This window comes from Pseudoalteromonas sp. KJ63-1 (assembly GCF_055808145.1).
In genome coordinates this window covers 3,411,398-3,425,195 of sequence record NZ_CM147855.1, presented here as the reverse complement: position 1 = coordinate 3,425,195, position 13,798 = coordinate 3,411,398, and the positions used below count along the sequence as shown (strand labels likewise).

Sequence of the window (13,798 nt, the reverse complement as noted above, 5' to 3'; positions counted from 1 at the left end):
TAACAATTTAATTACACCTTATGTGGCAACAGCGCAAAAGTAAAAGCACATCCATTTATAATTTTAAGCTTACCTTTTTATTTGCAATCACTTTAATTGCAATAACAAGCTTAGTGCTTGAACGGCTTAATTATAATCGGGCAAAAGATGCTTACCGTTTACAAGTACTTTCTCAAGTAAGTACCTACAGAGCTCAGCTTGAAGCTATTTTGGTATCTAATATTCAGTTAATACGAGGCTTGGCTGTAGCCGTTGCTGCCGAGCCTAATTTAAGCCAAACACGTTTTGGGCAAATTGCCGCTCCACTGTTTAATACCTCGAACGAACTACGTAATATTGGTGCTGCACCTAATATGGTCATTACAATGACCTACCCGCTTAAAGGGAATGAAAAAGCCATTGGACTCAATTTCTTAGAAAATAAAGCGCAACGCGATGATGCTATTAAAGCACGCGATAATAATACTATTGTAATGGCTGGACCGCTCACGTTAGTTCAAGGCAGTGAAGCTTTGATTGCACGAGTGCCAGTTTATTTACCTGAAGACCACTCTTTTTGGGGGCTACTTTCTGTGGTACTCGATATAGAAAAAGTCTATAACAACGCTGGGATTTTCGAATTACAAGAAAAATACACCGTTGCTATTCAAGGACGCAACGGGTTAGGTAAACAAGGTGAGTTTTTCTTTGGTGACCCAGAAATTACCAGCCAAAACCCGCTTGAGTTTAACCTAAACTTTCAAGGCGGAGCTTGGCAGCTCTATGTAGTGCCAAAAACAGGCTGGCAGCCGGCATCGTCGTCTATCTGGCCGTTACGTATCGTTATTATTGTTATTTTGAGTTTGCTTATTTTTGCGTTTTTTTTATTTTTAAAAATGCTCAATAGAGAACACGAAAACGAAAAAATGCTCGAAGTAATGAGTAACCTAGCGCAAGTGGGCGCATGGTCATTTAATTTAGAAAAAAAGCAGGTGTTTTGGTCAGACATGACCAAAAAGATATTTGAATACCCTTTAGATGAGCAACCTAAATGGTCATCCGATTTATATTACTTTAAAGAAGGTAAAAGCAGAGATAAGGCGGCTGAACTAATTTCCAGGGCGGTTAAATATGGTGAAAGCTACGAGGCCGAACTGGAAGTTATTAATGCCAAAGGCGAAGTAATTTGGGCACTCATACATGGTGAAGCCGAGCATAAAAATGGGCGTTGTACCAGAATATTCGGCTCACTACAAAATATTGATGCCCGTAAAAAGGTAGCAATAGAAGATCAAAAAATAGCTCGTTTTAATGAAACCTTAGCGTCGTTACCTATTAGCGACCACATATTAAAAGGTAAATTAAGCGAATCAAAAGAGCTAATTACTCGTGCGGTGTGTCGTGCACTTAAAGTGAATACAGTGAGTATCCGCTTGTTTGATAAACACAAAACTCAGCTGAGTCCTATTGCGAGTTATAGCCAAAATAACAGTGATAATAATACGCCTTGGCGCCAGCACGACATCCCTGACTTTTTTACCACCCTAGAAAACAAAGCCGTTTTTAGCGCCCAAGACGCACAGCAACAAGCTTGTCTCGCACCCATAGCAAAAAGCTACCTCGAGCCATCACCTATTAAAGCAATGCTCTGTGTAATGATCCCCGCAGGCAGCGGCTCAATTGGTGTTGTGTGCGCAGAGCAAGCAAGCGTTAGAGCATGGACGCAAAACGAAGAAGGTTTTCTAATTGCTATCGGCGCACTAATAGGAAGCCTTTATTCTAGTGAACAACGCATAGAAACCGAAGCAGAACTAGTCATGGCAAAAGAAGCTGCTGAACAGGCAGTGATCGCTAAAAGTGAGTTTTTAGCTAGCATGAGTCATGAAATTCGCACCCCGATGAATGGGGTGTTAGGTATGCTTAATATCATTCAAACGACCTCGCTTGATCAGCAACAACGTCATCATATAAAACTTGCCCAATCGTCAGCAGAATCTTTATTAGGGATTATTAATGATATTTTAGACTTTTCTAAAATAGAGGCTGGTAAGTTAGACATAGAAAGCATTCAATTTAATCTACCACAATTACTCGGCGAGATTGTTGAGTCGTTTGCGCTCAAGGCCGAAAGCAATAACACCCAATTAATTTTAGATACTACGCATGTAAGCACCAGTGAGATTGTGTGTGATCCAAATAGATTACGACAAATCTTAAATAATTTGATTGCCAATGCCGTAAAATTTACTCAAAACGGACAAGTACTGGTAACCGCCGCCATAGAAAAAACTATCGACAATACAACTTTAGAGTGCGCGATTATTGATACCGGCATTGGTATTAGTTTAGATAAGCAAAAACAGTTATTTGACTCTTTTACTCAAGCTGATGCATCAACAACGCGCCAATATGGCGGCACTGGTTTAGGTTTGGCAATAGTTAAGCAGCTGTGCGAACTCATGGGAGGCGAAGTAAGTGTAAATAGCTCACCTAATGAAGGCAGCACCTTTGCTTTTTCAGTTAGCATTACCTCAGTGATAGACCAAGCATTTGATTTAGATTGCCAACATATACAAGCAAAGCGAATACTCATTGTTGATAATAGCGAGATGAATGCCACCATCATCGAGAAGCAATTAATGCTATGGGGCGCAGATGTCAGTGCAGTATGTGATTATGAAGAGGTTGAAACTTATATAAGTAATCATCAACAAACGCCACCGGATGTAGCAATTATTGACACAAGCTTTTTAGAGCCGGTAGCACACCCCTTGGCTGAAAAGTTGAAACATTTTTTAGTGAAAAGCCACATTTTGATTATGGCCCCAATGAGCTATTCAAAAAGCAATTTATTTTATGGAAACAATGAAGCAGCCTTAATTTTTAAACCTCTCACTGCTATTGATTTATATAACACGCTGGTAAAAGGTACATTGGCAGCACAACCTAAAGAGTTAGCGCTGCCTCCAGCGATTAATAAACAAAAAAAAGCGAAAGGCCATGTGTTGCTTGTAGAAGATAACAAAGTAAACCAAGTGGTTGCCTGTGCATTATTAAAACAAGCTGAGCTTACCTTTGATATTGCAGAAGATGGCAAAGACGCCCTAACCAAATTAAACCGAGCAACTGCAAACACTTATCAAATTATTTTAATGGATTGCCAAATGCCTATTATGGATGGGTATCAAGCAACTATCGCTATTAGAGAAGGCCTTGCGGGTCAAGAGAATCGAACCATCCCCATTATTGCACTAACGGCTAATGCAATGCGCGGAGATAAAGACAAATGTTTAAATGCCGGGATGAACGACTATTTAAGTAAGCCTCTCGATGGTCCTGCTATGCATGCTAAATTGCAACAATGGCTTAGCGCTAAATAACAGTGTAAGCTTAAAATAGAATCGATGAAGTAAGGGATACTATGCAGTTATCAGTTGAACAACAAAGAGTTATTGGCTGTTTATTGGAAAAGCAAACAACAACGCCTGAACATTACCCGCTATCATTAAATGCCTTAACGAATGCTTGTAATCAAAAATCAAACCGTGCTCCTGTGCTCGAATTAAGCCAACAGCAAGTTCAGACTACTATCGCCGAATTAATCGACTTACGCCTAGTAACAGAAGATGAAGGTCTCTGTGGCCGCGTATCTAAGTACGACCATCGCTTTTGTAATACACAATTTAGCCACTTACAATTTAACGCACAACAACGCGCTATTATTTGTTTATTATTATTGCGGGGAGCTCAAACACCCGGAGAATTAAAAACCCGTTGCGCTCGCTTAGCTGACTTTACCAGTATTGACGACGTTGAAGCATCGCTTGAACAATTGATTGAAAATAGCCATGTTAAAAAACTTCCCCGTGAGTCTGGTAAGCGTGATAGCCGTTATATCCATTTATTTGCAGCACCTTCTGCAGAGAACGATGAGCCAATAGCAACACAAACCATTACAGACGAGTTAAAAAACCAAGAGCTCAATGACCTACTTGCTGAAATTAACGAACTAAAAGCTGAACTTAAAAAAATAAAAGAGTATATAGGGCTTTAATTGTGTAATTTGAAATCACATAATAGCTATTCTTTTTTGAGCATTAAAACTTTTTAACTTTAAGGAGCGGGCCATGCGCGCTGAAATTATGGCTGAAATGAAAGTTCAGCCTAGTATTGATGTTAACGCTGAAATTAAACGCCGAGTAGGCTTTATTAAAGCACGTTTAGAAGCCGCACACTCAACCTCACTGGTACTGGGTATTAGTGGTGGTGTAGACTCATCAACCTGTGGCCGATTATGCCAACTTGCTGTTAATGAGCTTAATCAAGAGCACCAAGACACGCAGTATCAATTTATTGCGGTGCGTTTACCGTATGGAGTGCAAGCAGATGAAAGCGAAGCACAAATGGCGGTTGATTTTATTAAGCCCAGCACCCGTATGACTGTTAATATTCAGCCTGCAACCGACGCCCTTCATGAGCAAACAATGGCAACTTTAGCTGGAAATAAACTGCCACTGCCAACGCAAGAAAAAATAGACTTTATTAAAGGCAATGTGAAAGCACGCCAACGCATGATTGCACAATATGAAATTGCTGGATTTTGCCAAGGACTCGTTGTAGGTACCGACCATAGCGCCGAAAATATTACTGGTTTTTATACTAAATTTGGCGATGGCGCCTGTGACTTAGCCCCTTTGTTTGGCCTATCTAAACGTCAGGTAAGAGCACTGGCAACAGCATTAGGCGCGCCAGCACTGTTAGTTGAAAAAGCACCTACTGCCGATTTAGAAAGTGATAGACCAGGTTTAACTGACGAAGAAGCGCTTGGCTTAAGCTATGAAGAAATAGATGACTTTTTAGAAGGTAAACCGGTTTCAGAACATGTAGAACAAACGTTGATTGCAATTTACCAACGTACACAACACAAGCGCCAGCCTATTCCAACAATATACGATGCTTTTTAAATCAATACTATAAGTGTGATTTAACTGATCGAGCCGCTTATATTTTACGTAAACATGGCGTAAAAATAAGTGGCTTAAATTTTAACGGTTAACCTTAGCGCTTGCCAAAAGAGAGTTTTATATTTTATGACACCCCCGATTTTGATTACTGGTGCAGGACAACGTATAGGGCTTGCGCTTGCACAGCACTTTATAGCCCAAGGGCAAGCGGTTATTATTACTTATCGTACCCGCCATGAAGCTGTAGATTTGCTAGAGCAACAAGGGGCGACTTGTCTTTATGCTGACTTTAGTTCTGATGAGGGTATTAATACTTTTATTACATTACTTAAAGCACAGACTGACTCACTAAGCGCGATAATTCATAATGCATCAAGCTGGGACTGTGAAGCTAACAACCCTCAGTTTGAACAGCTGTTTGACAATATGATGCGCATTCATGCAAAAACACCGTACTTGGTAAACTTACGCTGTGCAGATTTACTATTAAATTATCAGGCGTCTCACGCTAAGCCCGCTGACATTATTCATCTAACTGATTACGTAGTGGAAACTGGCAGCCCAAAACACTTAGCCTATGCAGCCAGCAAAGCCGCCTTGGATAACTTAACCAAATCATTTAGTGCTAAATATGCACCTAATATTAAAGTGAACTCAGTCGCACCATCATTAATTATTTTTAACCAACATGATGATGAACAGTACCGCGCTAAAACTTTGAAAAAATCATTAATGGGTATCGAACCTGGATGCCAAGAAATTATCAATAGTATCGACCTACTACTGAACAGCCATTACATCACAGGCCGTGCTTTACCTGTTGATGGTGGTCGCCATCTTAAGTAAGTCATCTAAATAAACGAGAAACTTATGCATAACGAATTAAAAGAGAGCTATCAAAAAATTATAACCGCAGTCGGTGAAGATGCAGAACGTGAAGGGTTGCTAGACACTCCAAAACGCGCTGCAAAAGCGATGGAGTACCTAACTCAAGGTTACCGCCAAACGCTTAACGAAATCACTAATAATGCAGTATTTACCTCAGATGCTGACGACATGGTATTGATACAAGATATAGAGCTTTACTCTATGTGTGAGCATCATTTATTACCATTTATTGGTCGTTGCCACATTGCTTATATCCCTGATGGCAAAGTGTTAGGTTTGTCTAAGTTTGCACGTATTGTGGATATGTTCTCTCGCCGTTTTCAAATTCAAGAACAGCTAACCCATCAAATTGCCAAAGCGGTTGAGGAAGTAACCGGTGCCAAAGGTGTAGGCGTCATTGTTGAGGCAAAGCACATGTGTATGATGATGCGTGGCGTGGAAAAGCAAAACTCAAGTATGCGTACTTCGGTTATGCTTGGTAACTTTAGAGCCGATCCGAAAACACGTAATGAGTTTTTACAGCTGATCAAAGGATAATCTATGGCTAACGCAATAATTAATGTAACTAACTTACGATTACGCACATTTATTGGCTTTAATCCTGATGAACGTGAAAAAAAACAAGATGTAGTCATTAATTTAGAAATTCATTATCCGGCTGATCAAGCTTGTGAAACAGATGAAGTAGAGCAAGCACTCAACTACAAAGTAATTACTAAAGAAGTAATTAGCTTAGTTGAACAAGGCCACTTTTTATTGTTAGAAAAACTAGTTGCTGAAATTCTTGCTGTTTGCCACTCGCACCCAAGTGTAAATTACGCCAAAGCCCGGGTGGATAAACCCCATGCGCTGCGCTTTGCAGACTCTGTGTCACTAACTCTCGACTGGCACAAATAATCCAACGGCAAGGGCTATTACAGCTATATAACGTAGCCCTTTGCCAAGTGTTACCAGCACTAAAAACATACTAAAACGTACTTTAAACACGCCGCCAATAACGGTTAGTGGATCGCCAACAATAGGTAACCACGCAAACAGTAAGCTATATATTCCATATTTATTAAACTGCTTTTGCGCTTTTTTGAGCCCTTTTTCAGAAACTGGAAACCATTTTTTATCTTTAAAGCGTAATGCTTGTGTTCCAAGCCAATAATTAACACAACTGCCTAATACATTGCCTAAGGTTGCTGCAAACCAAAGTAGCCATAAGTTAGTATTACCTTGCATTATCATCCCACCCATTAATACTTCAGACGAACTAGGTAATAACGTAGCCGATATAAATGCTGTAAAAAATAATGTTATATAGAGCATTGTTCCCTTGTGACTAAAAACTAAACCCAGCCATTAAGCTGGGTTTGAACGACTTTTTAACGTAAATCAAAACGCTTATTTTATTAAATTTAAGCTAAGTGGGTAATTAAACTCTTTGCCATCGTTGGCTTTTACGCTTGCGATAACCACCATCACAAATGAAAAAATAGCGACCATAGGTAACAGTAGTAAACCAACAGCTACAAAAATTAGTAAAAAACACACAAAGTAAGCTATAGCCATAGTAATTTGAAAGTTAAGCGCTTTTTTACCGTGTATATCAACTATAGGCATTTCATCTTTTTTAATTAGCCAGATAATAAGGGGACCTAACACAGAGCCGAATGGCACAATAAACCCAGCTAATGCACTTAAATGACATAGCATTGCCCAAGTGCGGTCATCTTTATTAACGACTTTAATTTCTTGATTTTCTTCCATAGCACAATCCTTTAATTTTTATAATCCGGTTTAATTATACACAGGTATATAACACCACTTATCTATTTATTTGTAAAAAATCACAACCTAAATTGCTGTGATAAAAAAGTGATAAGTTTGTGAGAGTTTTTGGAGACGATTGTTCAATACTTATCTCGAATCATCACATACAGGAAATAAAAATGAAAGCTTCAACATTTACACTTGCAACTCTTTTAGCGGTAGCTAACCAGTCAGCCATAGCTGCAGAGTTAGACTTAGCAATAACCAACCTAACCCAAGGCATTCACTTTACCCCACTGCTAGTTACAGCACACGACAGCGAAGATAAGCTTTTTGAAGTTGCAACTGAAGCTTCTACCGCATTACAAACAATGGCTGAAGGTGGCAATATTACAGAACTAATGGCACAAGCGACTGCAGCAGGTAGCGACATGGCTGCAAACCCAGCAGGAGGCCTATTAGCACCTTCATCATCAACCATGGCCACACTAATGACAACCGATGGTAATGATTACCTCTCGGTAACCGCTATGTTACTGCCTACAAACGATGGCTTTGTTGGCCTGGATAGCTGGAAAATTCCAACCGAAGCAGGCACTTATACTGTTTACTTAAATGCATACGATGCAGGCACTGAGCACAATAATGAACTCGTTGTTGATGGCTCAGGTGCACCGGGTACGCCAGGTATTCCTGCAGCCCCAGGTGGCGATGCGGGCACAGGCGGCGCTGGCTTAACAAGTACCGATAGCAATATTAACGTGCATATTCACCCAGGCACGTTAGGTGACGACGATTTAACCGCAGGTAATAGCGATTTAAGTAATACGGTTCACAGATGGTTAAACCCAGTGGCTAAGCTAACCGTTACGGTTAAGTAGGAGCGTTATCATGGCATCTTTAAATAACTTAAAAAAAGCATCGCGGTTGTTGCACTTGCAGCCTCACTTGCAGCCTCACTTGCAGCCTGTGGCGATAACGACAGAAACGAACCTGTTCAGGTTGTCACACCGCCAACTCCTGAGCATGTAAGCTATACATTTGATGTTACCGTCAGCAATTTAACCGCGGGGCAGCCACTATCGCCTATTGCTGTTATTGCACACACTGAAGGCACTCTTTGGCAAATTGGCAATGCGGCCTCAGTTGCATTAGAAACAATAGCTGAAGGAGGCGATAACAGCCAACTGCTTGCATTAGAAAACGCCATAGCCAACGCATCAAGCGAAGGTCTTGTTGGACCTGGTGCTAATACCACGATTACATTAACCACGGACTCATTTGAGGCACTTAAGTTGTCGCTTGCCACTATGATGGTGAATACAAATGATGGGTTTACCGGTCTTAGTGCTTTAGATGTATCTTCATTAGCCGTCGGCGACTCTTTAACTCGCACTACCGTTGCTTATGATGCAGGTACTGAAGCAAATACAGAAGCAGCTGGTACGATACCCGGTCCTGCTGATGGCGGAGAAGGTTTTAATGAAGCCCGTGATGATGTTAATTTTGTAGCAAGACACCCAGGTGTAGTTACAAATGAAGATGGCTTGTCTAGCTCAGTGCTTAGCCCTGAACATAAATTTGATAACCCATTAGCAAAAGTGGTTATTACCCGCACTCAGTAATTCGTTTATCAATATCAACCTCGATATACCAGCTTTTAATGGGGAAGTTGGGGAGCACGGAAGCCCCCTTTTTTACGAGGATAAATGATGCGCCATGAAAAGTTACTCATAGTTGAAGACGACAGAGAAATTGGTAAATTAATTACCACACAGCTTACATCGCTAAATTTACATGTGGATCATGTTGTAAGTGCTGAACTGGCTTTGAAAAAAATAGCTAAACAATCTTACGGGCTTATTTTACTGGATATAAACCTTCCGCAAATGGATGGATTGAGTTTATGTCGTAAAATAAAAGAACACTATCCAACTATCTCAGTGATTTTACTAACAGCACTAAGTAGCGATATGGACAGAGTTATTGGCCTAGAAATGGGCGCCGACGATTATATTTGTAAACCCTTTTTTGCACGTGAACTACAAGCCAGAGTAAAAACCCAACTGCGACACAGAGCACAATTGCTCGCGAGCCAAAATACTAACCAGAATACGATTAAGGGCGAAACAACGCTTTATGTTGGCTCGCTACACATTGAATTTGACTCTCATCAAGTGTACTTAGCAGAACAGGCAATTAACCTAACCGCCACCGAATTTGATTTGCTTGTGTACTTTGCACGTCACCCAAATCATGTCTTTAGCCGCCAACAACTGCTCGATAAAGTATGGGGGTACCAACACAGCGGCTACGAACATACGGTTAATTCGCATATTAATCGCTTGCGCGCAAAGCTCGAATTACATCAACCAACCCCCATTATAGAAACCGTTTGGGGTGTGGGATACAAACTCAACCCAAACCAACTTAATTAAGATTTTTATTATGAAACTTTCTTTGTACCAAAAATTAGCAGTGTCGTTAGCCGTTATTTTTTGTTTTATTTGTGCGCTGGTTTATAGCTGGAGTAAACAATTAGAACTCAACTCCAAACATCATGGCGAACAAAACTTACATTTAGCACTGGCTGAACATTTAGTACAAGACAATCCATTAATAAAAGAAGGCGTATACGATTACGAAGCCCTTGAAAATCTGTTTCATACTCTAATGCTGTTAGGCCCTGCCTTTGAATTTTACTTTGTAGACCAACGCGGAAAAATATTGACTTACTCCGCAGAACCCGGAAAAGTAAAGCGCTCACACGTTAATTTAGAGCCGCTAAAAAAGCTGATTGCCAACCCAAATACAACACCTATTTATGGTGATAACCCACGAGACCCACAGCAACAAAAAATATTTTCTGTGGCGCCTGTATTTAACAACAATGTATTACAAGGGTATTTATATATAATTATTGGTGGTGAGGCATACGACACCTCACTCAATAATATAAAAAGTAACGACTCGTTATTAGTGGCTGCCATATGGCTAGGTTCAACACTCGTTTTTTTATTTATTGCGATGCTTATTCTACTGCGATTTTTCACAAGCCCTATTCAACGTCTTGCAAAAGATGTGAGCAATATTGAGGCTACTAACTATAGCCTAACCGATACAAAACTAAGTCACTATTCAAATCAAAAAAGCAACGAAGTCCACAGCCTAGCTCGAAGTATTCAAGCGATGATAACGCGTATAAACGAGCAATTTAAAGCACTTGAGCAAGGTGATAAACAACGTAAAGAGCTGCTTACTCATCTCTCCCATGATCTGCGAACACCACTAGCTTCTCTACAAGGTTTTTTAGAAGTGTTAAATCAGTCAGGTGACAAACTAAGTAAACAAGAACAGCAAGAATACTTACAAGTTTCATTAAATAACTGTGGGCAACTAAAGCAACTTATAGAGCAAATTTTTGAACTTGCTCACTTAGAAAATGGCCAAATAAACATTAATAAAGAAACATTTAACCTAGGAGAGCTCATTTACGATTGTATTGCTAAGTTTAGTATTGTTGCGCAACAAAAAGGCATTAATTTATCGGTTGAGCCAGAAATTTGTGACTTCCCTGTCATCGCCGACATAGCCAAACTTGAGCGCGTTTTAAGTAACTTAATCGATAATGCAATTAGGCATACTCCCCTTGGGGGCAGTATTGAGGTTAGTGTAAGACGAAGTAACCACTATCAATTATTTGTGCAAGTTTCGGATACCGGAGTCGGTATTAAACACGATGAGTTACAAGCTATTTTTGATCCCCACTACCAAGCTAGTAATTCTAATAAAGCGGGCCGTCAACAAGGTGGGTTAGGGCTTGCTATCTGCCGTGGACTATTAAAGCTTATGGACAGTGAAATAAATGTTCAAAGTGAGATAGGCAAAGGCACTATGTTTAGCTTTAATTTGCCACAAAAAAAGGCGTAACTTAACGTTACGCCTTGGCTCATTACTTAGTTGAATTTGGGGGTGGCTATTTTTTTATACCGGCTAAATCAAGCATAAATGCATAATTTAACGCGGCATCTTCTAAGCGTTTAAAACGACCAGAAGCACCGCCATGGCCGGCTTCCATGTCTATTTTAAATAGTAGTTTATTATCATCTGTTTTGTAGTCACGCAGTTTTGCAACCCACTTTGCTGGCTCAAAATATTGAACCTGTGAGTCGTGCAAGCCTGTTGTTACTAACATATTAGGGTAGTCTTGTTTACTAACTTGATCGTACGGTGAATACGACAACATATAATCGTAATATTCTTTCTCGTTAGGGTTACCCCACTCGCCATACTCGTTAGTTGTAAGCGGAATAGTCTCATCAAGCATAGTAGTAACCACATCAACAAATGGAACCGCAGCCACCATACCTTTATATAGCTCAGGCGCTTGGTTTGCCACTGCGCCCATTAATAAACCACCAGCACTGCCACCTTGGGCAAAAATTTGCTCTTTATCGCCATACCCTTGGGCTACCAATGACTTAGTAACATCTACAAAGTCGTTAAACGTGTTCTTTTTAGTGAGTAATTTACCCGCTTCGTACCACGGGCGCCCTAACATTTGCGAACCACGTACGTGGGCAATTGCAAATACAAAACCACGGTCAAGCAACGTTAATCGTGCAGAAGAAAAACTAGGATCCATTGTTGCACCATACGAACCATAGCCGTATTGCAATAATGGGTTAGTGCCATCTTTTTTAAATAGCTTTTTTCGATACACCAAACTCACCGGTACTTTTACACCATCGCGTGCTGTAACAAAAATACGCTCAGACGCGTAGTTTTCTGCGTTAAAGTCACCTAATACTGCTTGTTGCTTCAATAATGTTTTTTCGCCAGTGGCCAAATTAACATCATAAGATGAACCCGGCGTCGTCATACTGGTGTAATACACACGTAGCGTATCGCTGTTTAATTCGTTATTACCGTACGCATTAATGGTGTACGCACTGTCGTTAAAGCTTAGTGGTAACTCTTTGCCTGATGTTAAATTACGCGCAATCAGTGTTGATTGACCCATTTCACGTTGTTGATATACCAAGTAGTCATCAAATAACTCAACGTCTTCGAGTTTAATATCCTCGCGAGCAGGGATCACACTTTGCCAATTTGCTTTATCACCGGCTTTATCAATATCAACTTTCATAAGCTGAAAGTTAACCGCATTTAAATTAGTCACAATGTAATAAGTATTACCTAATTTTGAAATGCTGTATTCAAGGTTGGCTTCACGTTCAATTAAACGCTTTGGCTTAGCATTTACATCGTTTGCACTCAGTACTGACAAACCCGATGCATCAGTACTGCTATGCCAAATATAAATTTCTGAGCCGTCTTTGCTCTTGCTCATACCTGTGTAATAGCTCGTATCTTTTTCTTCGTATACAAGCTCATCATCGCTTTGTGATGTACCAAGCGTATGACGATAAACTTGATAACCGAGTAAGGTTTGCGCATCTTTTTTAATGTAATAAACAGTTTTATTATCGTTCGCCCACACAACATAACCACTAGTGCCTTCAAGCGTGTCTTCTAGTAATTTACCAGTGCTTAAATCTTTAATTTTTATATTGTAAACACGGCGACTCACCGTATCTTCACCATACGCCATTAAGTTATCATTTGGGCTTACATTTAGGCCACTAACCGCAAAATAGTCATGGCCTTTAGCTAATTCATTTACATCTAAAATAACTTCTTGATCAGTGCCTGCAAAATCACTACTGCGTAAGTAAGTAGCGTACTCGTTATCGCCGCGAGTTTGCGACGAGTAATAGTACTCTCCGTCTTTTACTGGAACAGTGTCATCATCTTTTTGAATTCGCCCTTTAAGCTCTTCAAATAAACTACTTTGCAGTGTTTTAGTATGCGCAAGCATTGCATCTGTGTAAGCATTTTCAGCCTCAAGATAACTAATCACCTTAGGAGCTTTACGCTCATCATCACGCATCCAGTAATAATCATCGATGCGAGTGTCGCCATGGATTGTCATTTCATATGGCACTTTCTTCGCAATCGGTGGCATGACTTCGGTTTGAGCAGCTACATTTTCAACCTTTGCTGATTGCTCAGCGTCAGGGGCTTTATTACACCCTCCTAAAATAGCTAAGGATATAAAAGTAAGAACAAATGGAGTGTGTTTCATTGATTAGAATCTCTGTAGTTTTTATTTTTGTTAAATATACCTAATATTTAACAGCACAGAG

13 protein-coding genes are annotated in these 13,798 nt (G+C 40.1%); 10 read left to right on the top strand and 3 right to left on the bottom strand.

Going from position 1 to position 13,798, the window contains the following annotated elements; genetic code table 11:
- Positions 1 to 20 precede the first annotated feature (20 nt).
- From AC0L7Q_RS16275 to folX, 6 genes are all read left to right on the top strand, one after another.
- Positions 21 to 3,359 carry an ATP-binding protein gene (locus tag AC0L7Q_RS16275; RefSeq protein WP_409424317.1) on the top strand — a complete coding sequence of 1,113 codons (3,339 nt, stop codon included), beginning with the start codon at positions 21 to 23 and terminating at the stop codon, positions 3,357 to 3,359.
- A 41-nt stretch (positions 3,360 to 3,400) separates the two neighbouring features.
- Positions 3,401 to 4,033 carry a YceH family protein gene (locus tag AC0L7Q_RS16270; RefSeq protein WP_409424316.1) on the top strand — a complete coding sequence of 211 codons (633 nt, stop codon included), beginning with the start codon at positions 3,401 to 3,403 and terminating at the stop codon, positions 4,031 to 4,033.
- A 73-nt stretch (positions 4,034 to 4,106) separates the two neighbouring features.
- Positions 4,107 to 4,943, top strand: coding sequence for an ammonia-dependent NAD(+) synthetase (gene nadE / locus AC0L7Q_RS16265; protein ID WP_413401054.1), 837 nt, complete (start codon positions 4,107 to 4,109; stop codon positions 4,941 to 4,943).
- Between the two features lie 126 nt (positions 4,944 to 5,069).
- Positions 5,070 to 5,789 (top strand): dihydromonapterin reductase, encoded by a 720-nt coding sequence (folM, locus tag AC0L7Q_RS16260; protein ID WP_413401053.1) that lies wholly within the window; start codon positions 5,070 to 5,072, stop codon positions 5,787 to 5,789.
- Between the two features lie 24 nt (positions 5,790 to 5,813).
- Positions 5,814 to 6,368: a GTP cyclohydrolase I FolE gene (gene folE, locus AC0L7Q_RS16255; RefSeq protein WP_008108996.1), complete on the top strand. Its 555-nt coding sequence runs from the start codon at positions 5,814 to 5,816 to the stop codon at positions 6,366 to 6,368.
- A gap of 3 nt (positions 6,369 to 6,371) precedes the next feature.
- A complete protein-coding gene (folX, locus tag AC0L7Q_RS16250) occupies positions 6,372 to 6,728 on the top strand; it encodes a dihydroneopterin triphosphate 2'-epimerase (RefSeq protein WP_008108994.1) in 357 nt (118 codons plus the stop codon).
- On the opposite strand, the gene AC0L7Q_RS16245 is transcribed toward folX, so the two are convergent.
- Positions 6,705 to 7,145, bottom strand: a complete 441-nt coding sequence (locus tag AC0L7Q_RS16245) for a YqaA family protein (protein ID WP_413401052.1) — start codon at positions 7,143 to 7,145, stop codon at positions 6,705 to 6,707. The two genes, folX and AC0L7Q_RS16245, sit on opposite strands and share 24 nt — an antisense overlap.
- 75 nt (positions 7,146 to 7,220) lie before the next feature.
- Positions 7,221 to 7,586: a DUF4870 domain-containing protein gene (locus AC0L7Q_RS16240; protein ID WP_413401051.1), complete on the bottom strand. Its 366-nt coding sequence runs from the start codon at positions 7,584 to 7,586 to the stop codon at positions 7,221 to 7,223.
- A gap of 182 nt (positions 7,587 to 7,768) precedes the next feature.
- Between AC0L7Q_RS16240 and AC0L7Q_RS16235 the strand changes: the two genes are divergently transcribed.
- The 4 genes from AC0L7Q_RS16235 to AC0L7Q_RS16220 all read left to right on the top strand — a co-directional run bounded on the left by AC0L7Q_RS16235 (position 7,769) and on the right by AC0L7Q_RS16220 (position 11,519).
- The gene (locus tag AC0L7Q_RS16235) at positions 7,769 to 8,470 is read left to right on the top strand and encodes a spondin domain-containing protein (protein WP_413401050.1); all 702 of its coding nucleotides are present in this window, start codon (positions 7,769 to 7,771) and stop codon (positions 8,468 to 8,470) included.
- Positions 8,471 to 8,509: 39 nt separating this feature from the next.
- Positions 8,510 to 9,214, top strand: coding sequence for a spondin domain-containing protein (locus AC0L7Q_RS16230; protein ID WP_418157355.1), 705 nt, complete (start codon positions 8,510 to 8,512; stop codon positions 9,212 to 9,214).
- An 87-nt stretch (positions 9,215 to 9,301) separates the two neighbouring features.
- Positions 9,302 to 10,027, top strand: coding sequence for a response regulator transcription factor (locus tag AC0L7Q_RS16225; RefSeq protein ID WP_413402898.1), 726 nt, complete (start codon positions 9,302 to 9,304; stop codon positions 10,025 to 10,027).
- Positions 10,028 to 10,037: 10 nt separating this feature from the next.
- On the top strand, positions 10,038 to 11,519 hold the full coding sequence (locus AC0L7Q_RS16220) for a sensor histidine kinase (protein ID WP_413401048.1): 1,482 nt from the start codon (positions 10,038 to 10,040) through the stop codon (positions 11,517 to 11,519).
- Between the two features lie 46 nt (positions 11,520 to 11,565).
- On the opposite strand, the gene AC0L7Q_RS16215 is transcribed toward AC0L7Q_RS16220, so the two are convergent.
- Positions 11,566 to 13,737, bottom strand: coding sequence for a S9 family peptidase (locus AC0L7Q_RS16215; RefSeq protein ID WP_413401047.1), 2,172 nt, complete (start codon positions 13,735 to 13,737; stop codon positions 11,566 to 11,568).
- Between the last annotated feature and the right edge of the window lie 61 nt (positions 13,738 to 13,798).

Excerpts from the sequence above, each read along its gene's own strand:
- AC0L7Q_RS16275 (WP_409424317.1), top strand. The coding sequence starts at position 21 with ATGTGGCAACAGCGCAAAAGTAAAAGCACATCCATTTATAATTTTAAG.
- AC0L7Q_RS16270 (WP_409424316.1), top strand. The coding sequence starts at position 3,401 with ATGCAGTTATCAGTTGAACAACAAAGAGTTATTGGCTGTTTATTGGAA.
- nadE (WP_413401054.1), top strand. The coding sequence starts at position 4,107 with ATGCGCGCTGAAATTATGGCTGAAATGAAAGTTCAGCCTAGTATTGAT.
- folM (WP_413401053.1), top strand. The coding sequence starts at position 5,070 with ATGACACCCCCGATTTTGATTACTGGTGCAGGACAACGTATAGGGCTT.
- folE (WP_008108996.1), top strand. The coding sequence starts at position 5,814 with ATGCATAACGAATTAAAAGAGAGCTATCAAAAAATTATAACCGCAGTC.
- folX (WP_008108994.1), top strand. The coding sequence starts at position 6,372 with ATGGCTAACGCAATAATTAATGTAACTAACTTACGATTACGCACATTT.
- AC0L7Q_RS16245 (WP_413401052.1), bottom strand. The coding sequence starts at position 7,145 with ATGCTCTATATAACATTATTTTTTACAGCATTTATATCGGCTACGTTA.
- AC0L7Q_RS16240 (WP_413401051.1), bottom strand. The coding sequence starts at position 7,586 with ATGGAAGAAAATCAAGAAATTAAAGTCGTTAATAAAGATGACCGCACT.
- AC0L7Q_RS16235 (WP_413401050.1), top strand. The coding sequence starts at position 7,769 with ATGAAAGCTTCAACATTTACACTTGCAACTCTTTTAGCGGTAGCTAAC.
- AC0L7Q_RS16225 (WP_413402898.1), top strand. The coding sequence starts at position 9,302 with ATGCGCCATGAAAAGTTACTCATAGTTGAAGACGACAGAGAAATTGGT.
- AC0L7Q_RS16220 (WP_413401048.1), top strand. The coding sequence starts at position 10,038 with ATGAAACTTTCTTTGTACCAAAAATTAGCAGTGTCGTTAGCCGTTATT.
- AC0L7Q_RS16215 (WP_413401047.1), bottom strand. The coding sequence starts at position 13,737 with ATGAAACACACTCCATTTGTTCTTACTTTTATATCCTTAGCTATTTTA.